This is a genomic window from Panacagrimonas sp. (assembly GCF_965216805.1).
Lineage (GTDB): Bacteria > Pseudomonadota > Gammaproteobacteria > Nevskiales > Nevskiaceae > Panacagrimonas.
Map to the genome: position 1 here is coordinate 794,073 of NZ_CBDCGN010000002.1, position 16,923 is coordinate 810,995.

Below are 16,923 nucleotides of genomic sequence, written 5' to 3' on the forward strand. Positions count from 1 at the left end.
CCGACAGCTGCAGCCCCGTAGCCCGGGTGCAACCCGGGGCTCCACGTGCCGGCGTAGGCAAACCCCGGGTTGCACCCGGGCTACGCGGGTTGTTCAAGGGAAGCGGGGAGGCGCTTTGTGGATTCAATGAGCACCGAGCCTTCCACGCGATTCCGCCTGTCGGACCAGTACCAGCAGCTCAAGAGCGCGATCCACCGCAATCTCATTGCGCAGATCGAAGAGCGCAATCTGGATATCGACGGCTGGGACGCTCCGCGGGTGGAGCGCTACGTGCTGGAGCAGGTGCGCCTATACGTGACCCAGCAGCGCCTGCCGGTGAACGCGCGCGAAAGCGAAATCCTGGCGCGCGATGCACGCGACGAACTGATGGGCTACGGGCCGATCCAGGCGCTGGTCGACGACGACACCGTCAACGACATCGTGGTCAACGGACCCAACCGCGTGTTCATCGAGCGCGAAGGCCTCCTGTCGGTGGCGCCGATCCGGTTCGTCAACGACGGCCATGTCATCCGTGTCATCCAACGCATCCTGTCGCCGATCGGCCGGCGTGTGGACGAATCCACCCCCATGGTCGACGCCCGCCTGCCGGACGGTTCGCGCGTCAATGCCATCATCCCGCCCATCGCGCTGGACGGCCCCTGCCTGTCGATCCGCAAATTCCGCAAGCAGGCCTTGCGCGCCGAGGACCTGGTGCGCGGCGGCAGCGTCAGCCAGGCGGCGCTCGAGTATCTGCAAGGCCGCGTGCGCAAGCGTGCCAATCTGATCGTGATCGGCGGCACCGGCTCGGGCAAGACCACGTTTCTGAATCTGCTGTCGCAATGGATTCCGCGCACCGAGCGCGTGATCACCATCGAAGACGCTGCCGAACTGCGCCTGGAGCACGAGCACGTGGTGCGCCTGGAAACCCGCCCGCCCAATCTGGAGGGGCAGCGCGCGGTGACCGCGCGCGACCTGGTGCGCAATGCTCTGCGTATGCGCCCCGACCGCATCATCGTCGGCGAGATCCGCGGCGACGAGGTGCTGGACATGTTGCAGGCGATGAACACCGGCCACGACGGCTCGATGACCACCCTGCATGCGAACACGCCGCGCGACGCCATTCACCGTCTGGAGTTGCTGGCGGGGTTTGCCGGCTTCACCGGCAGCGACAACACCTTCCGCGGTCAGGTTGCGGCAGCCATTCATCTGATCGTGCACGTCGCGCGCCTCGCCACCGGCGAACGTCGTCTTATGTCAGTCGCCGAAATCACCGGGCACAACGAACAGGGCATGTCGATGCGCGAGATGTTCCGCTACGACCTCGATCTGGCCGAGCATCAGGATCTGCGCACCGGGGGCGTAGCGTGAGCCTGCCGGACGTGAACCTGATGGCGGTGCTGTTGTTCGTCATGGCCGCCGGCACCGCGACCCTGTCGATCTGGCTGCTGATGTACGCCGACAGCCGTGCGCGACGCGACGAGATGTTGCTGCGTCTGCGCGCCGGCGACGAGCCCGAACTTGCAGCCAAGGCCTCGCGCGATGCGCAACTGCGCAGTCCGCTACTACGCACCGCTTGTCACATCGTCTGGCGAGCGGGCTCCCAAGCCGAGCCGGATACCGTGGCCAAGGTACTGTGGATTCTGGGCGCGATGGTGCCGGTGACCCTGCTGATCTTCGGCTGGTTCGGTGGCAGCATCGTGGTGGCGCTGGTCCTGGCCTTCGGTTACGGCGTTCTGCGGCAGCGCGCCGCCCGCCGCCGCGCCAAGATCGTGGAGCAGTTGCCGGCGTACCTGGAAGCCGGACTGCGTGTGCTGCAGGCCGGCAACACGCTGGAAGAGTCGCTGGCGCTGGCGGCGGCCGAGAGCCCGGAACCGCTCAAGCCCTTGTTTCAGTCGGTGGGCCGACAGGTGCGCCTGGGCGCGCCGGTGGACCAGGTATTGGCGGAGACTGCGGAGATTCACCGCATCCGCGACATCAAGGTCATCGCGCTGGCGGCGTCGATCAACCGCAAGTACGGCGGGTCGCTGCGCAACGTGTTCCGCAGCCTGATTGCGGCGATCCGTTCGCGCGATGCGGCTGCGCGCGAGTTGCGCGCGCTGACCGCGGAAACCCGTTTTTCCGCGCTGGTGCTGGCGATCATCCCGGCCGCACTGACGACCTACATCTACATCCAGAACCGCACCTACTACAGTCAGATGTGGGAGCTGACCGGCGGGCGTATAACCCTGATCCTGGCGGTGGCGCTGCAGGTCGCGGGGGTGGTGGTGATCTACCGCATGATGAGCGCCACCGAGGATAACGAGTGATGAGTCCGGGCTTGTTCGCCATGCTCATCGCAGCCGCCATCGTGCTTGGCGGCACCGCGATCGTCGCCGTGGTGTACCTGATCGCGCAGGGCAGGGAAGCGGCTCGTCTTAAGCAGCGGCTCAACCCGCTGGGGGTGCAGCCCAACGAGTTCTCCGGCGCTGGCTCCGGCGAGTTGCTGCAGTCCATCGCCAGCGGCGGCAAGAAGCTCGACGCGCTGGTGGATACCAGCAACGAGACTTCTCGTCTGTTGATGCAGGCGGGATGGCGGGCTCCGCAGCATCGCTTGATCTTCTACACTGCCCAGGCGCTGGTGCCCCTGCTGCTGCTGGGCGGGGTGGCGCTGATCGCCGTGTTCGGTACCGGCAAGCTGGCGCAGCCGCCGATGCTGCTGCTGTTCGCCATCAGCGGCGTGATGCTGGGCATGCTGTTGCCGCGCATGGTGCTGCGGTCTTCGGCCGCTGCGCGCGTGCGCCGCATCAAGGCCGAGGTGCCGCTGTTCATTCACCTGCTGGTACTGTTGTTCGAGGCCGGACTGTCCACGCGCCAGGCGTTCGCCAGCATGGTGCGCGACGGCAAGGGCGTGCTGCCGGAGCTGGGACGTGAGTTCGAACTGATCCTGCGGCAGATGGAAGCGGGCGGCGAAACCGGCGAACTGTTGAACAATCTTTCCGCCGGCATTGCGCTCGAGGATCTCGGCAATGTGCTGGCGTTGCTGCGTCAGGTGGACCGCTACGGCGGCGAAGTGCGCGACCCCTTGCTGGAGGCGCTCAAGGTGATCGAAGAGCGGCGCACCCTGGACATGCGCGAAATGGTCAACCTGATGTCCGGCCGCATGACCGTGGTGATGGTGTTGTTCTTTTTCCCGGCTTTGTTGATTTTTGTGGCGGGTCCGGCGTTTCTGGCGGTGATCACCGCGCTCAGGGACGTCAACCAGTGAATGCCCGGCCGCATCCGATCGGTGCGTTCGCCCTGATGTCGCTCGGCCTGGGGTTGGGCCTGGGTCTGGGGGGCTGCACCACTTCGCCCGATCGCCAGCAGCTGGATCGCATGGTGGCGGAGGAAATACCCGACGACAGCCCCGACGCCCGGCGCAAGGTTCATACCGATCTGATTCGCGGCATGCTGCGCCAGCAGCAGTACTACGCGGCGGTGGCGCACATCGAGGCGCAGGTGCGCGAATCCGGGCCCAGCGACGAACTGCGCCTGCTGGAGGCCGATGCCCGTCGGCGGTTGGGACAATCTGCGGCCGCACAGGCCATCTACCGCGAGCTGTTGCGCACCGAGTTCGCGGCGCAGGCCTATCACGGTCTGGGTCTGACCAACGTCCAGACCGATCTGCGCACCGCGGTGTGGCAGATGCAGCAGGCTGTGCAGCGGCGTCCCACCGACACCGAGATGCGCAACGACCTGGGCTACGCGCTGATGCTGGCCGGCCAGCACGGCGCCGCCTTGACCCAGCTCGCCACCGCGGTGGAGCTGGAAACCGGCAGCGGCAGCAAGAAAGCCAGGCATAACCTGATCCTGCTGATGATCGTCACCGGCGACGAGCCGGCGGTGAAGAAGCTGGCGCAAGAGGCCGACCTGACCGACACCGCGCTTGCCGGCATGCGTCGCCAGGCGCAGAGTTTTCCGCAGCGTCCGATCGTGGCGCTGCCCATTTCTCCCAAGGGCTGAGCGACATCGTCGTTGCCTGCCACAGTCCTGACCAACCCGGAGCCGTTGCCATCATGATCGACAAAATCCTTGCATCCGCGGCAGTCTGGACAGCCCTGACGTTGGCCCTGCCACTCGCAGCGCAGCAGACCGCCGCACCTGCCCCAGCATCCGCACGTGACTGGGTGGAACTGCAAAAAGGCGGCACCGCCGCCTCGCCGGTTGCGCGGCCGCTGCCCGGCGACATCGCCGACCGTACGTATCGACGCTACGCGGAAAGCTTCAGCCAGCCGATTCCCGAAACCCTGGATCGCGAGGGGTTCATCGAGGACGGCGGCGGGCAGTAAGCGAAGGCACCGGCGGAGAATCCGGCGCGGGTACCGGACGGTCAACAACCGGTGCAGCGCTACTGCTTACTCGACCAGCGCTGCGTCGCCGCCGCAGGTCAGGCGCGCACCGACCTCGAGTTGCGCGAGGTCCAGTCCGAGAGTTTCCAGCAACAGGTTGACCAGCGGGTCGAGCAAGGGCGAAAGCAGATTGTTGATGATCGGCTGGAGGATGCCTTTGACCGTGTTGAACAACGTGCCGACGAGGTTGAGTACCCCGCCCAGTCCACCCCCACCATCCGGACCATAGAGTTGGATCTGCACCCCGCCCAGCGTTGAGGCGAGGCTGTCAACGATGTTTTCGGTCGCAAAGGTTTCGTAGATCGGGTCCTGATCAAGGTTTGGCGGATCGATGAATGTGTTGGTGAATGGCGCGCCAGCGACGGCGCTTTGAACCATGATGCCAATGCCGCCGCCCTCAAACGGTCGTCTGGCCTCGCAGGACGAAACGAGCCCTAAGAATTTCCGACAGGTCTTGACACCAACATCCACCAGCGGCACAGGCCCCACGCTGGGTGGCACATCAGATCCGAACACATAGCCGGGGGCGCCCGGATCGGTTTCCAGCCGGCCAACACGCAAATCTGCGACCGAGGTCAGGACGTCGGTATCCAGTTCCTTGCCTCCGGGCGCCGGGCAGTTGAAGCCAGTGACCTTGGCCTCGCCGCCACCGGCGTCGAGGCTGATATCGATGCGGGGATTACCCGGCACCACCTGAATGTCGGTCACTTCGTATGGAATGCCTAGCAGGGAGCCGACCAGGCCGGAGAGCGCGCTGACCAGGTCCAGAGAAAGCACGTCGTTCAATAGGGTGGTCACCGGGCTGGCGAGGTCGAGCACGGCATTGACCAAGCCGGTGACACCGCCGAGCGCTGGCAGGTTGACGGAAATGAGCGTCCTGACCTGCGCGGTGCGGACGTAGATCCGGTCAGGACCGTCGGGGTCCTGACGGGCCAGCTCGGGGTCGCCAATGGCCGAAATCTGCGGTGGCTCCAGCATCTTGACCTGGACGCTCAACGCTCCGAGGTTGACCGTGGCAGCAGCCACGTTCTCGGCGTTGGCGGCTTGTACGAATGCCTGCACCAGCTGGAATACCTGTAGCGCAGCGTCCAGTCCGGAGGCAGGGGTGCCGCTTTGCACTGCGATCAGATCGCCCAACCGGATCAGCGGCGTGCCCGGTGGGATGGCAAGACGCAGCACCTCCAATCCGCCCAGGGCGGCGTTGACTTCGCCGGTGCCCTGTCCACGATCCAGCAAGGCGATCGCGGCGTCGATCAACTCACCGACGCTGGCATCGGTCTGCAGCAACTGGTCGTAATCTCCAACTTGCACGCCTAGGTCGATCGCGAGCTGATCGAGATAGTCGAGCAACGAAATATCGGTATTGACCAGTCCATCCCATCCGACCGCGCTCAGCGACACGTTGCCGCCAAGCAGCCCGCCGAACAAGGAATTCAGAACGGCAGACTGGCTGGTATCCACGCTCACCAAGGTGCTGCGCAGATTCAAGGCGGCGCTGCGTGCGCCGGATACAGCGATGGCCTCCGCCGAAAGATTGCGACTGCCCACAAACAATGTGGGCACGGACCCGAGAATAATGGCGCGTATCGCGTTGGCGTTGTCCGCCGTCGCGGTGAAGCGGGGGACTGCCGTTGCAGTCCAAACGCCGCACTGCACCGTAGGGGCGTCGTGCTCGTGTTGCGCAAGATTGATGCTGGCGCTCTCGGTTCCCGCGAGTTCCGCTGCCACGCATCCGGCCGGCAGCACGCTGGCGCCCGCGGTCGCGGCCAAGTCTGCTGCTTTCTGATACTCGCGCTTGTAGTAGTAGAGCAGGCCCAGATCGATGCTGCCCAACAGCACCACCATGACCGACAGTCCGGCCGCGACATTGACCAGCACCGACCCACGCTGGCGGCGGGGTGTGAGGCCTTTGGCGATAGCGTGGATGTTCATGGGACGACGCCTTCAGAGTCGCACTATGGCGGCGGAAACCAGCGCATTGGGCAACCAGGACTCGGTGCCGCCGATGCCCGGAATATTGATTGCAGGCATCAGGCGCGTCCCGTCGTCGTTGCCGTAGGGAAAACTCAGGGTAATGGTGGCGCAGGTGCCGGCGACGGTCGCCGCGCAAGGTGCCTCCTGTACCGCGATGCGGGCGCGCACATGGCTTTCCAGCCAGGCCCGGCGCAGCGCAAAGCTCCGATTGCTGGCCGGCGGCACAATCGCTGAGTTGGCCAACGACTCGATGACTTCGGTCTTGACCCGTTCATAGTCGCGGCTTTCTTCTTCCGCTGGCGGCAGTAGCAGCCCGGCCGCGCGCGCGCCGTCGCTGACGGCGCGCGATACCGCCAATTGCGTGTACAAGATGGCGCCAAAGCTGATCAAGCCGTAAAGCATCAGGAACACCACCGGGAACACCAGCGCGAACTCGACGGCAGCAGTGCCAGACATCCGATGACGGAGAGATGTGGCGGTCATAGGGCCAGGGCGCGGCCGTCGACCAGCAGCCGGGCGCGTCCCAACAGGCGCTCCGGCATGACCAGGCCAAACCCGGGAATGGCGGGGAAAATGGGCTGCGTGTCGTAGGGATAAGCCACAGTGACCACGATCTGGCAGGTGTCTGCAAGGGACTCCCCGCAGGGCAGGGTATCGGGCAGCTTGATACCGCCGCTGGTCAGGCAATCGATGCCCACCGGACAGAAATCAGCCGCGACCTGCAGCGTGCCAAGCCCGGAGACCCAGCTTGCCGCATCGCGCGCCGCGGTCTCGGCAGCGGCCTCGCGCAGCGTTACTTGGACGTCCGCGGGATCAACCGGCAGTTGGTAGCGCAGCGCTGCCCGGGCCCCTTCTTCCGCTGCGTGCTGCAAACCCAAGCGCATGGTGAAGATCAGGCCGTAGGCGATGGTGCCGTACAAAAGCACGAAAAATACCGGGAAGATGATGGCGTATTCCACGGCATGAGCGCCCGACTGTCGTTGCCGAGTGCGCCAGCTGGAAACGTCGTTGCACCGCTGCATTGCCGCCTCCGGGTCGGTGTTCAGGGCATTGTTCTTTCTTGCTGCGGTAGACGATAACGGAAAGCGCTACCCACTTGATGCCGGTTGTCCATCGCCCCGCTGCCGCTTGTCGTATCTGTCACGCCGGTGCGAGGCGCAGCGCAACGGCCGCCACGTCTCTGCGGACGTTATGGATAGAATCGGCCGTCGCGTCACACTTCGCGCGATCGGGGATCGCGATAACGGTGGGGGCCGGTGCTCGAAGCACTCAGAAAAATACAGCCGCGAACGTTTGCGCTTGCTGCTGGCCTGGTGGCCGCCGTCCTGCTGGGTCTGTTCTCCACCCGGGCGTTGTTCCGCTCGGGCGGCCTGCAGGACGAGCTCAACCGTGGGCAGGCGCTGGACGTGGCGGCCGAGGAGCTGACACCGCTGATCCTGGCCGGTGGCGGCGACGCCCTGGTGCGCCGGGTGCGCTACCTGGTGCGCGAATCCGATCTAGGCCTGACCTACTTGGCCGTCGCAGATGCGGCGGGTGCCATCCTGGCGGTGGACGGGCGTTTCGAGCGCTTGGCCGTGCCGCTGCTGTCGACCCTGGCCGTACAGCGTGTTCGCGCCTGGCTGTACCGCCTGACCAGCGAGCGCGGCACCCTGAGCCTGGACTTGGGCCCACGAGCGATCGGAAAGATCGACTACGCGGTGTCGGCCGGCTTTGCAGTCGACGTGCGCGAACGCGCGGTGAGCGAGTTGCGACTGGTGGGGTGGATCGGGCTGTTGCTGGCCTTTCCCACTGCCGCGGCGCTGGCCTTTGCGATCACGCGCCGACCGTCGACGCCGACCGGTCAGACCCCCTTGCTGGCCCGCGTGCAAGGACAGGGGCGGGTGCTGGAGCACGACGTAGACGAGGACATCGTCGGTCCGGAGGTCACCGAAACGCTGCGTCAGCACGGCATTCACGCGCTGGATGCGCTCAAGCGCGCGCTGATCGTGGTGGACCCGGATGCGCGCATCCGTTTCATGAACCGCAGTGCGGCGGAGATCACCGGGTGGTCGGCTCAAGACGCTCGCGGCCGCCTGGTCTATTCGGTGTTTCACCCGCTGGACGAGCAGCAGGCGCCGCTGGTGACGCCGGCGGAGACCTGCCTGCGCGAAGGTCGCGAGTACGAACCCAAGGAGCTGTGGGTGCGTGCGCGCGACGCCAAGGTGCATGCGGTGGAGGTGATGGCCGCGCTGCTGCGGGAGCGGCCGGGTTCGGCGCCTACGGGTGCGGCCATGGTGTTTCATCTGATCGACGACCGCCGCGATCTCATCGACCGCCTCAAACGGCAGTCGCGATTATCGCTGGGCGTCATCGATCACTTGGTCGAGGGCGTGCTGACCACCGACACCGCCGGCGTTATCCGCTTTGCTAACGTGCGTGCGCAACGCATGTTCGGGTATGCGCGCGGCGAACTGGACGGGGTCACTCTGACCAAGCTGCTGCCGGTGCCGTTTCTCAACGTGCCGGGCCTGCACCTGACCGACTACATCGGCGGGCGCCATCACGGCCGTTTGCCGCGCGTGGTGGGCTGGCGCAAGGACGCCACCACCTTTCCGGTCGAGCTGCTGGTGCAGCCGATGAACGTGGAAGACTCAGAAGGCCTGGTGGTGATCGTGCGCGACATCACCGAACGCATGCGCAGCGACAACCTGGCGCAACGGCTTGGTCGTCTGCTCGACGCCGCCGCCGAGGAGGTCTACATCTTCGACGCGCAATCCTTGTACTTCGTCGAGGTCAACCGCGGTGCGCGGCGCAATCTGGGTTATCCGACGGCGCAGATCAACCGCCTGACGCCGCTGTCGATCAGTCAGGAGTTGGAGCCGGAGACCTTTCACACCCACTTGTCGCGCCTGCGCGGCGGCGAGGTGGATCACATCACCTATCGCTGCAAGCACGTCCGTGCCGACGGCAGCGCCTATCCGGTCGAGGTCAGGCTCAATTTCTCGCGCGAAGAAGAGCCGCCGATGTTCATGGCCATCGCGGTGGACATCACCGATCGCGAGGCGCAGGAAGATCGCATGCGCTTTCTGGCCCAGCACGATTCGCTCACCGGGCTGCCCAATCGGACCACCCTGCTGGATCGTCTGCACCAGGCGGTGCTCACCGCCAGCCGGTCGAGCCGGCTGGTCGGGGTGTTCTTCATCGACCTGGATCGGTTCAAGCAGGTCAACGACACGTATGGTCACGACATCGGCGACCGCGTGCTCGAAATTTCCGCGCGGCGCATTTCGGGGGTACTGCGCGAAACCGATACGGTGGCGCGCCTGGGCGGCGATGAGTTTGTGGTGGTGGCGCAGGGGCTGCGCGGCCTGGATGACGCCGAAGGGCTGGCGCGCAAGATCCTGGAGGCGTTTGGCCCGCGCTTCGATATTCCCGATCACGAACTGCGCCTGACGCCGAGCATCGGCGTGGCGCTCTATCCTCTGGATGAGTCGGATGCCGAGGGCCTATTGCGGCATGCCGACGCCGCGATGTACCAGGCCAAACAGTCCGGCCCCGGCCAGTACCGCATCTACAGCGTCGAAGTGCCACCGGAGAAGCGCCGGCGCCTGGAGCTGGAACGCAGCCTGCACGCCGCTTTTGCGCTTCAGCAGTTCGAAGTCGAGGTGCTGCCCGCGTTCGAGATGGCGGGCGACGAGCTGGGTGCGGTGATGCTCGACTTTTACTGGCAGCATCCCAAGCAGGGACGCATCCCCGGCGATGAGGTGCTGGAGGCCTCGGGCCGGGCCGGGCTGCTCGCCGACGTCGAGCTGTGGCTGGTCTACCAAGCCTGCATCCTGCTGCCGCCGCCGGAAGAAGGCGAAATCGACCAAGCCCCACTGCCGGTGGTGGTGGACATCTCCGGCTGGCAGCTCAAGGACCCGGATTTCAGCAGCTTCGTGTTCGAGCTCATGGAGCGTCACCGCGTGCCGCCGCGCCGGCTGATGTTCGCGTTGTCCAGCACCGGCCTGGGTGAAGCTCAGGAAGCTCCTGCCCACCTGACGCGGCGCCTGCTCGAACGCGGTGTGCGCTTCGCGCTTCGCGGTTCGTCGGAGTCGGTTTTCACCGCGCTCAACCGGGTTGGCGGTCTGCCGCTGGATCTGGTGATCCTGGACCCCGACGAAGTCGCCGCATCGGCCGAAGATGCCCAGGCGACCGAGCGGCTGCGCCTGGTGCTGCTGGCATCCAAAGGGCTGGCGATCCCGGTTCTGGCTGACGGCATCGCGGATTCGTTATCGCGTGAATGGCTGTCTACCCAGGGGTGCCGCTACGGCGCGGGCCCCTGCTTCCAGGCCAGGGTCGGTGCGCGCGAATTCAGAGCCAGTCAGCGCGAGTCGGCGCCGTCGGGCCACGGCTGACCCGTCGCGGATCCTTCAAACGGTCGAGACCCGCGCCATCGCGATCAGACCCGGGCATGGCGCTGGCGATAGCGCCGCCGTACCCAGTCGAATGCCGGGCGCTGCTGCCAGGCGCGCACCAGCGGCTCCAGCGTCCGGCGAAAATCGGCGCGACTGTAGACGGGATGTTCGGCCGGCCCCACCAACGGGGCCAGCAACGCGCAGGCGGTGATATCGGCAGCAGTCATCGAGTCGCCGACCAGATACTCGCGACCGTCGGCGAGCGCAGCGTCAAGTTCGTCCAGCGCCCTTTCGATGGTCCGTGCCGAGCGCTCGGCCGCGTCCGGTGAAATGCCACTGATGCGCGTGAACGCGGCCGCCAGCAGTGGGAAGGAGGTGGCGATGAAGCGCCGCTGCAAGGGGCTGGCATCCAGCGTCCACAGGGTCACCACAGCCTCGCGGTCGTCCAGCGCGGCACTGTAGGCGTAGCGGATGACATGAGCACCGATGCGATCGAAACGCTCCTCCCACTCCAATACCTGCTTGCGCGCCGTTTCGTCGCGCGGCAGCAACTGGAAACCCGGCATGTTGCAGTCCAGCCACAGCAGAATTCGGGTGCTGTCCTGCACATAGCCGCCGCGATGCCGCAGGATCGGCACGGTGGTGCCGATACGGCCGTGGGCCAAGGCGGGCAGCACATGGAAGAAAGGCGTCCAGCAAACTTCCCGGTACTCGGTGGCCGATGCATCGAGCAGCCAGCGCGCCTTCTCGCTGAAGTGCGACATGCGAAAAGTGAACAGTTCGAGCACGACCGGCTCCGGGATGTACGGTGTTTGTCGCAGTCTAGTGCGGTGCTCGGGGTCGCGCGTACCGGGGCGCCACGGGCGCCTGTCGCCAGGGCTGCTGCGTCGATGCGGTGCACAGGCCCTAAGCTGCCGCCGTTATAGGCCCCGCTGACGGGGCGAACCGGAATGCCCATGACCCAGACCTCCGACACCATCCGCCTGACCGATCTGGCCCGCGGCCTGATCAAGACGCTGCCGGGTGCTTTCAGGGCCAACCGCGGCCTGTTCAACCTGGTCACGCTCAAGCCCGATTCGGTGCAGTCCATCGGCCTGCGCCTGGAGCAACTGGCGCGGCGCCATCCGCGTCGCATTGCGCTGGCGTTCGAGGATCGGCGGTGGACCTACGCCGAGTTCAACAGCTGGGCCAATCGCATCGCTCACGTGCTGCGCGCACGCGGCGTGGTCGCGGGAGATGCGGTAGCCGTGGTGATGGAGAATCGCCCCGATGTGCTGGCCTGCGTGGCGGGCATCGTCAAGCTAGGCGCGGTCGCCGGGATGATCAATCACAACCAGCGCGGCGAGGTGCTGGCGCATAGTCTCAAGCTCACCGGCGCCGGGGTGGTGATCGTCGGCGAGGAATGCCGCGAGGTCCTGGGTACAACCCCCTACACGCCCAAGGGCGAGGCGGCCGGCAACGGGCTGCAACTCCTGTGGGACGGCGCCGGCGGCGCGCCGTTCGGCTACGCCAACCTGCGCAGCGAACTAGTCAATGCGCCCTCCACGAATCTGGTGGAAACGCAGTCGGTGATGGCGCGCAACTCGGCGTTCTACATCTTCACGTCCGGCACCACCGGGCTGCCCAAGGCGTCGGTGATGAGCCATTACCGCTGGCTCAAGGGCATGGCCGGCCTTGGCCAGATGGCTCTGCGGCTGAATGCCGAGGACATCTTCTACTGTGCGCTGCCGCTGTATCACAACAATGCGTTGACGGTGTCCTGGGGTGCGGTGCTTGGCGCCGGCTGCACGCTGGCGCTGGGGCGCAAGTTCAGCGCCAGCAAGTTCTGGGATGAGATTCGCCGCCACCGGGCCACTGGCTTCTGCTACATCGGCGAGATCTGCCGCTATCTGCTCAACCGCCCGCCCCAGGCCGATGATCGCGAGCACGAGGTCCGTGTGATTTGCGGCAATGGTCTGCGCCCGGAAATCTGGGACGAGTTCCAGCAGCGCTTCGGTATCGAGCGCATCGCCGAGTTCTACGGTGCCAGCGAGTCCAACGCCGCCTTCGTCAACGGCTTGGGGTTGTCGAAGACAGCGGGATTCTGCCCTTTGCCGTTCGCCATCGTGGAGTTCGATGCCGAGGCCGAAGCCCCGGTGCGCGGCGAGGATGGCTTCATGCACAAGGTCGCCCGGGGCGGCGTGGGCCTGCTGATCACCGAGGTCAGCGACAAAACCCCGTTCGACGGCTACACCGACGCTCAGGCCAGCGAGAAAAAGCTGTTCCGCAATGTCTTCGAGGAGGGCGACTGCTGGTTCAACAGCGGCGATCTGGTGCGAGACCAGGGCTTTCGCCACATCGCCTTCATTGATCGGGTTGGCGACACCTTCCGCTGGAAGGGCGAGAACGTTGCCACCACCGAAGTCGAAGGCGTGCTCAACCGCCATCCGCAGGTTGAGCAGGCGGTGGTGTACGGCGTGGAAGTTCCGGGCTGCGACGGTCGCGCCGGGATGGCTTCGCTGACCTGGACCGGTGGGGATTTCGATGGTGCCGGCCTGGCGCAGTTTGTCGCCGAACATCTGCCGGCGTACGCGGTACCGCTGTTCGTGCGCCTGCGCCCGGAGCAGGAAGTCACCGGCACCTTCAAGTTCCGCAAGGTCGAGGTCAAACAGGAGGGTTTCGATCCCGGCAAGGTGAGCGATCCGCTGTATGCCTTACTCGATGCTGGACGCGGTTACGAGCCCTTGAGCGCAGAGGTGTTTGCAAACATTTGCGGCGGCGGCGTGCGGCTTTGACGGTTGTTGTCGCCCGGGTTTCCGCTCCGTGAGGTAGCCCAGGCGCAGCCGGGGTCATGGGGGATGATCAACTGGACCGGAAGCCCTGGGTTGCACCCGGGCTACAACTACAGCATCTCCAGCAGGGCAGCGCCGACGGCCTCGCGTCGCCAGCCGCGCAGCAGCGGGATGTCGGCGTCGGCGCCGAGCAAGGCCAGTGCTTCGATGTCGGCGCGCGGTGCCAGCAGGCTGACGGAGATTTCCAGGCGTTCGGCGGTGACGCGCAGTGCATCCTGCACGCGCCTGATGCGCTGCTTCTCGATGTCGCTTAAACGCACTTCTTCGATCAGCGGCGGAGCATCGCATCGGCCGGCCTCCTCGATCATCTCGATCAGCGCGCGCCCGTGCCGTTCGATGGTCTTGGGCGGCAGGGCCTGCAGGGTGCCGAGCTGTGCCAGGGTCTGCGGCTGACGTTCGGCCAGGGCGTAGAGCGCTTCGTCGGGGAGAATCCAGCGACGCGGACGATTGCGCTGTTCGCCCACCACGTCGCGCCAGGCGGCCAGACGCGCGGCCACGTGCTGCGCCTTTCGCGGCAGTCGTACCAGGCCTTTGAGTCGGCGCCACTCGCGCTCGGGATCGACCCGATAGCGCTTGGGATCGGCCATGGTTGCGCAGTCTTCCTGCAGCCAGTGCAGGCGCCCGCGGCGCTGCAGGGCGTCGCGCAGATCGGGGTAGATCACCGCCAGATGGCGGACGTCGTCGGTGGCGTAAGTCGTTTCGCGCTCGTTGAGGGGTCGTCGCGCCCAGTTGGTGCGGGACAGGCTCTTGTCCAGGCGGATGCCGAGCTGCTTTTCGATCAGCGCGGCATAGCCAATCTGATCGCCCATGCCGAGCAGACCCGCCGCGATCTGGGTGTCGAACAGGCTGGAAGGTGCGCGCCCCGTCAACTGCACCAGGATCTCCAGATCCTGCCCGGCGGCGTGGAAGACGCGAGGGTGCTGGGCGTCGTGGATGCATGCCCACAGGGGCTGCAGATCCAATCCGGCGAGTGGATCGATGCAGACACTGTGTTCGCCGTCCCCGATTTGCACCAGGCAGAGCTGGGCGTAGTAGGTCTGCTCGCGGACGAACTCGGTATCCAGGGCCAGGAACGGCGCCCGGCTCCAACGCTGCAGCCAGGGATCCAGAGCGTTCTGGGTATCGATATACGGCGTGTTCACGGCAGCAGCGAATCTCGGCGGCGGGGGCAGTCTGTGCGCCTACAATACCGTTTCACGCTGCCCGTCGATCTTTCCCTACGCCCGCCACGCGCATGTTCCAGTCCGTACTCAACGCCACCGTCAACCTGCTGCTGTTCCGCATCGGGCCGCAGGACTTTCCGTTCGACATCAACCTGACGCGCGTGCTGGTGCCGGCGGCGGCGCTGGCCAACTACGCGGTGCTGGTGATGGCGGTGAATCCGGTGGTGGCGGCGGCCATGTCGATCGCGGTGGTGATGGGAACCGCGATGGCGGCGCACCTGATTCTGCGTGCGCGCAAACTCGAGGCACGCTTTACCCAGACGTATCACGCGATGCTGGCGGTCAGCACTTTGCTGACCCTCGGCCTGGTGCTGCCGTTTTCGCAGATCGCCCCCGAGCTCGAGAAGCTGGCGCAGAATCCCGAGGCGCTGGAAACCGCGTCGCTCGATATTCCGGGATGGGCGGCGCTGACCATGAACGCACTCAACATCTGGAACTTCGTGGTCAACGCGCACATTTTGCGCCACGCCGCCGGGATGGGGATCGGCGGCGGCCTGCTATTGGCCTTGCTGGTGGCATTCGGCGTGCTGATGTTCGTGCTGTTCTTCGCCACCCTGGCGGGGATGCTGGTCGGCGCAACGCCGGGCTGAGCGACCGTTCCGATGCATCTGCATATCCTGGGTATCTGCGGCACCTTCATGGCCGGAATCGCGGCGCTGGCGCGCGAGGCGGGCCACCGGGTGACCGGCTCCGACGCCAACGCCTGGCCGCCGATGTCCACGCAGTTGCAGGCGCTGGGCATCGAGGTCATGCAGGGTTACGCGGCCGCGCACCTGGAGCCCGTGCCGGACGTGGTGGTGGTCGGCAACGTGGTCGCGCGCGGGACGCGATTCCCCGCCATGGAGCAGGCGCTGGATCGTGGATTGCCGTACGTTTCCGGGCCGCAATGGCTAGCCGAAAACGTGCTGCAGGGGCGGCATGTACTGGCTGTGGCCGGCACGCATGGCAAGACCACCACCAGCAGCCTGCTGGCTTGGATGCTGGACCGGGCGGGGCTGGAACCCGGTTTCCTGATCGGCGGCGTGCCGCTGGATTTCGGGGTGTCGGCCAGGCTGGGAAAGGGCAGGCACTTCGTCATCGAAGCCGACGAGTACGACACCGCCTTCTTCGACAAGCGCTCCAAGTTTGTCCACTACCGCCCGCGCACCTGCGTGCTCAACAATCTGGAATACGACCACGCCGATATTTTTCCCGACCTGGCGTCCATAGAGCGCCAGTTCCATCACCTGATCCGCACTGTGCCCTCCAGCGGCCGGCTGATTGTGAATGGGCGCGATGCCAACCTCGCGCGCGTGCTCGAGCAGGGGGTGTGGAGCGAGGTGGAGCGCTTCGATGATGCCGCCGGCTGGTCTGCAAGCGACGCTGCCGAGGGCTTCGAGTTGCGCGCGAAGGGGCAATCGCTAGGTTTTGTGGCGACGCCGCTGGCCGGCCTGCACAACCGTTCCAATGCTTTGGCCGCAATCGCCGCGGCCGCGCACGTCGGTGTGCCGGTGCCGGCTGCGGTGCAGGCGCTGCGAGGCTTTCGCAGCGTGCGTCGGCGTCTTGAGAAAATTGGCGAGGCGGGCGGGGTGACGGTGTACGACGACTTCGCGCATCATCCGACGGCTATCGCGGTGACCGTCGACGCCCTGCGACGGCAGCCGGGCGGGCGCATCCTGGCGGTGCTGGAGCCGCGCTCCAATACCATGCGCCTGGGCTCCCACGCGGCCGAGCTGGCCGACGCGCTCAACCAGGCCGATCACGCCTTTGTGTTCGTGCGGCCCGATCTGGACTGGGACGTGCAGCAGGCGCTGGGTTCGCTCGGTGATCGTCTGACCGTGGCGCAGGGCCTGGACGAGCTGATCGGCAAGATCGTTGCGGCCTCGCGGCCCGGCGATCGCGTGCTGATCATGAGCAATGGGGACTTTGGCGGCATCCACGGCAACCTCCTGCGCGTATTGCTTGCGCTGCCTGCCGGGTTCAAGTCACCGGAATAACGGGCCTGGCTGGGCACCGTCATGCTGGCGTGACGAGCTGCAAAGCGAGTGCCCTGCAACGAGCGAAGCGGCTATTGCTCGTCACCGGTCTCCGCAACCTGCTGGCCGATTCGGCGGACTCAATCCGAGCGCCCGCCGGAAACCCTTGCTTCATCCATCAATGGAGAGGAACAACATGACGCGAACAATGCAGTCTC

14 protein-coding genes are annotated in these 16,923 nt (G+C 65.9%); 9 read left to right on the plus strand and 5 right to left on the minus strand.

Annotation, left to right across the window (positions count from 1 at the left end; all coding sequences use genetic code 11):
- The first annotated feature begins 126 nt into the window (after positions 1-126).
- Genes ACOOHP_RS03830 through ACOOHP_RS03850 form a run of 5 tightly spaced genes read left to right on the plus strand, consistent with a single transcriptional unit; the run spans position 127 to position 4,286 of the window.
- Complete coding sequence (locus ACOOHP_RS03830) at positions 127-1,347, plus strand: CpaF family protein (RefSeq protein WP_420465132.1); 1,221 nt, start codon at positions 127-129, stop codon at positions 1,345-1,347.
- A complete protein-coding gene (locus ACOOHP_RS03835) occupies positions 1,344-2,285 on the plus strand; it encodes a type II secretion system F family protein (protein WP_420465133.1) in 942 nt (313 codons plus the stop codon). The genes ACOOHP_RS03830 and ACOOHP_RS03835 overlap by 4 nt, the downstream gene beginning before the upstream one ends.
- Positions 2,285-3,223: a type II secretion system F family protein gene (locus ACOOHP_RS03840; RefSeq protein ID WP_420465134.1), complete on the plus strand. Its 939-nt coding sequence runs from the start codon at positions 2,285-2,287 to the stop codon at positions 3,221-3,223. The genes ACOOHP_RS03835 and ACOOHP_RS03840 overlap by 1 nt, the downstream gene beginning before the upstream one ends.
- Positions 3,220-3,960: a tetratricopeptide repeat protein gene (locus ACOOHP_RS03845; RefSeq protein WP_420465135.1), complete on the plus strand. Its 741-nt coding sequence runs from the start codon at positions 3,220-3,222 to the stop codon at positions 3,958-3,960. Before ACOOHP_RS03840 ends, ACOOHP_RS03845 begins: the two co-directional genes overlap by 4 nt.
- A 53-nt stretch (positions 3,961-4,013) precedes the next feature.
- Entirely contained in the window at positions 4,014-4,286 is a 273-nt protein-coding gene (locus ACOOHP_RS03850; RefSeq protein WP_420465136.1) for a DUF3613 domain-containing protein, read from the plus strand.
- A 66-nt stretch (positions 4,287-4,352) separates the two neighbouring features.
- Here ACOOHP_RS03850 and ACOOHP_RS03855 read toward each other — a convergent pair whose 3' ends face one another.
- From ACOOHP_RS03855 to ACOOHP_RS03865, 3 genes are read right to left on the minus strand one after another with little or no spacing between them, the layout of a single operon-like run.
- Positions 4,353-6,278 carry a TadG family pilus assembly protein gene (locus ACOOHP_RS03855; protein WP_420465137.1) on the minus strand — a complete coding sequence of 642 codons (1,926 nt, stop codon included), beginning with the start codon at positions 6,276-6,278 and terminating at the stop codon, positions 4,353-4,355.
- Between the two features lie 12 nt (positions 6,279-6,290).
- The gene (locus ACOOHP_RS03860) at positions 6,291-6,776 is read right to left on the minus strand and encodes a TadE/TadG family type IV pilus assembly protein (protein ID WP_420465138.1); all 486 of its coding nucleotides are present in this window, start codon (positions 6,774-6,776) and stop codon (positions 6,291-6,293) included.
- A 23-nt stretch (positions 6,777-6,799) separates the two neighbouring features.
- Positions 6,800-7,279, minus strand: coding sequence for a TadE/TadG family type IV pilus assembly protein (locus ACOOHP_RS03865; protein ID WP_420465139.1), 480 nt, complete (start codon positions 7,277-7,279; stop codon positions 6,800-6,802).
- Positions 7,280-7,633: 354 nt separating this feature from the next.
- Between ACOOHP_RS03865 and ACOOHP_RS03870 the strand changes: the two genes are divergently transcribed.
- Positions 7,634-10,696: a diguanylate cyclase domain-containing protein gene (locus ACOOHP_RS03870; RefSeq protein ID WP_420465140.1), complete on the plus strand. Its 3,063-nt coding sequence runs from the start codon at positions 7,634-7,636 to the stop codon at positions 10,694-10,696.
- Between the two features lie 44 nt (positions 10,697-10,740).
- Here the strand turns inward: ACOOHP_RS03870 and ACOOHP_RS03875 are convergent, their stop codons facing one another.
- On the minus strand, positions 10,741-11,484 hold the full coding sequence (locus ACOOHP_RS03875; RefSeq protein ID WP_420465141.1) for a glutathione S-transferase family protein: 744 nt from the start codon (positions 11,482-11,484) through the stop codon (positions 10,741-10,743).
- 168 nt (positions 11,485-11,652) lie between these two features.
- Between ACOOHP_RS03875 and ACOOHP_RS03880 the strand changes: the two genes are divergently transcribed.
- Positions 11,653-13,470 carry a long-chain-acyl-CoA synthetase gene (locus tag ACOOHP_RS03880; RefSeq protein WP_420465142.1) on the plus strand — a complete coding sequence of 606 codons (1,818 nt, stop codon included), beginning with the start codon at positions 11,653-11,655 and terminating at the stop codon, positions 13,468-13,470.
- A 107-nt stretch (positions 13,471-13,577) separates the two neighbouring features.
- Here the strand turns inward: ACOOHP_RS03880 and rnd are convergent, their stop codons facing one another.
- The gene (gene rnd, locus ACOOHP_RS03885; RefSeq protein WP_420465143.1) at positions 13,578-14,669 is read right to left on the minus strand and encodes a ribonuclease D; all 1,092 of its coding nucleotides are present in this window, start codon (positions 14,667-14,669) and stop codon (positions 13,578-13,580) included.
- 92 nt (positions 14,670-14,761) lie between these two features.
- Between rnd and ACOOHP_RS03890 the strand changes: the two genes are divergently transcribed.
- Together ACOOHP_RS03890 and mpl are read left to right on the plus strand one after the other, a co-directional pair.
- Positions 14,762-15,340 (plus strand): hypothetical protein, encoded by a 579-nt coding sequence (locus ACOOHP_RS03890; RefSeq protein WP_420465144.1) that lies wholly within the window; start codon positions 14,762-14,764, stop codon positions 15,338-15,340.
- Between the two features lie 12 nt (positions 15,341-15,352).
- Positions 15,353-16,726, plus strand: coding sequence for a UDP-N-acetylmuramate:L-alanyl-gamma-D-glutamyl-meso-diaminopimelate ligase (gene mpl, locus ACOOHP_RS03895; RefSeq protein ID WP_420465145.1), 1,374 nt, complete (start codon positions 15,353-15,355; stop codon positions 16,724-16,726).
- Positions 16,727-16,923 lie beyond the last annotated feature (197 nt).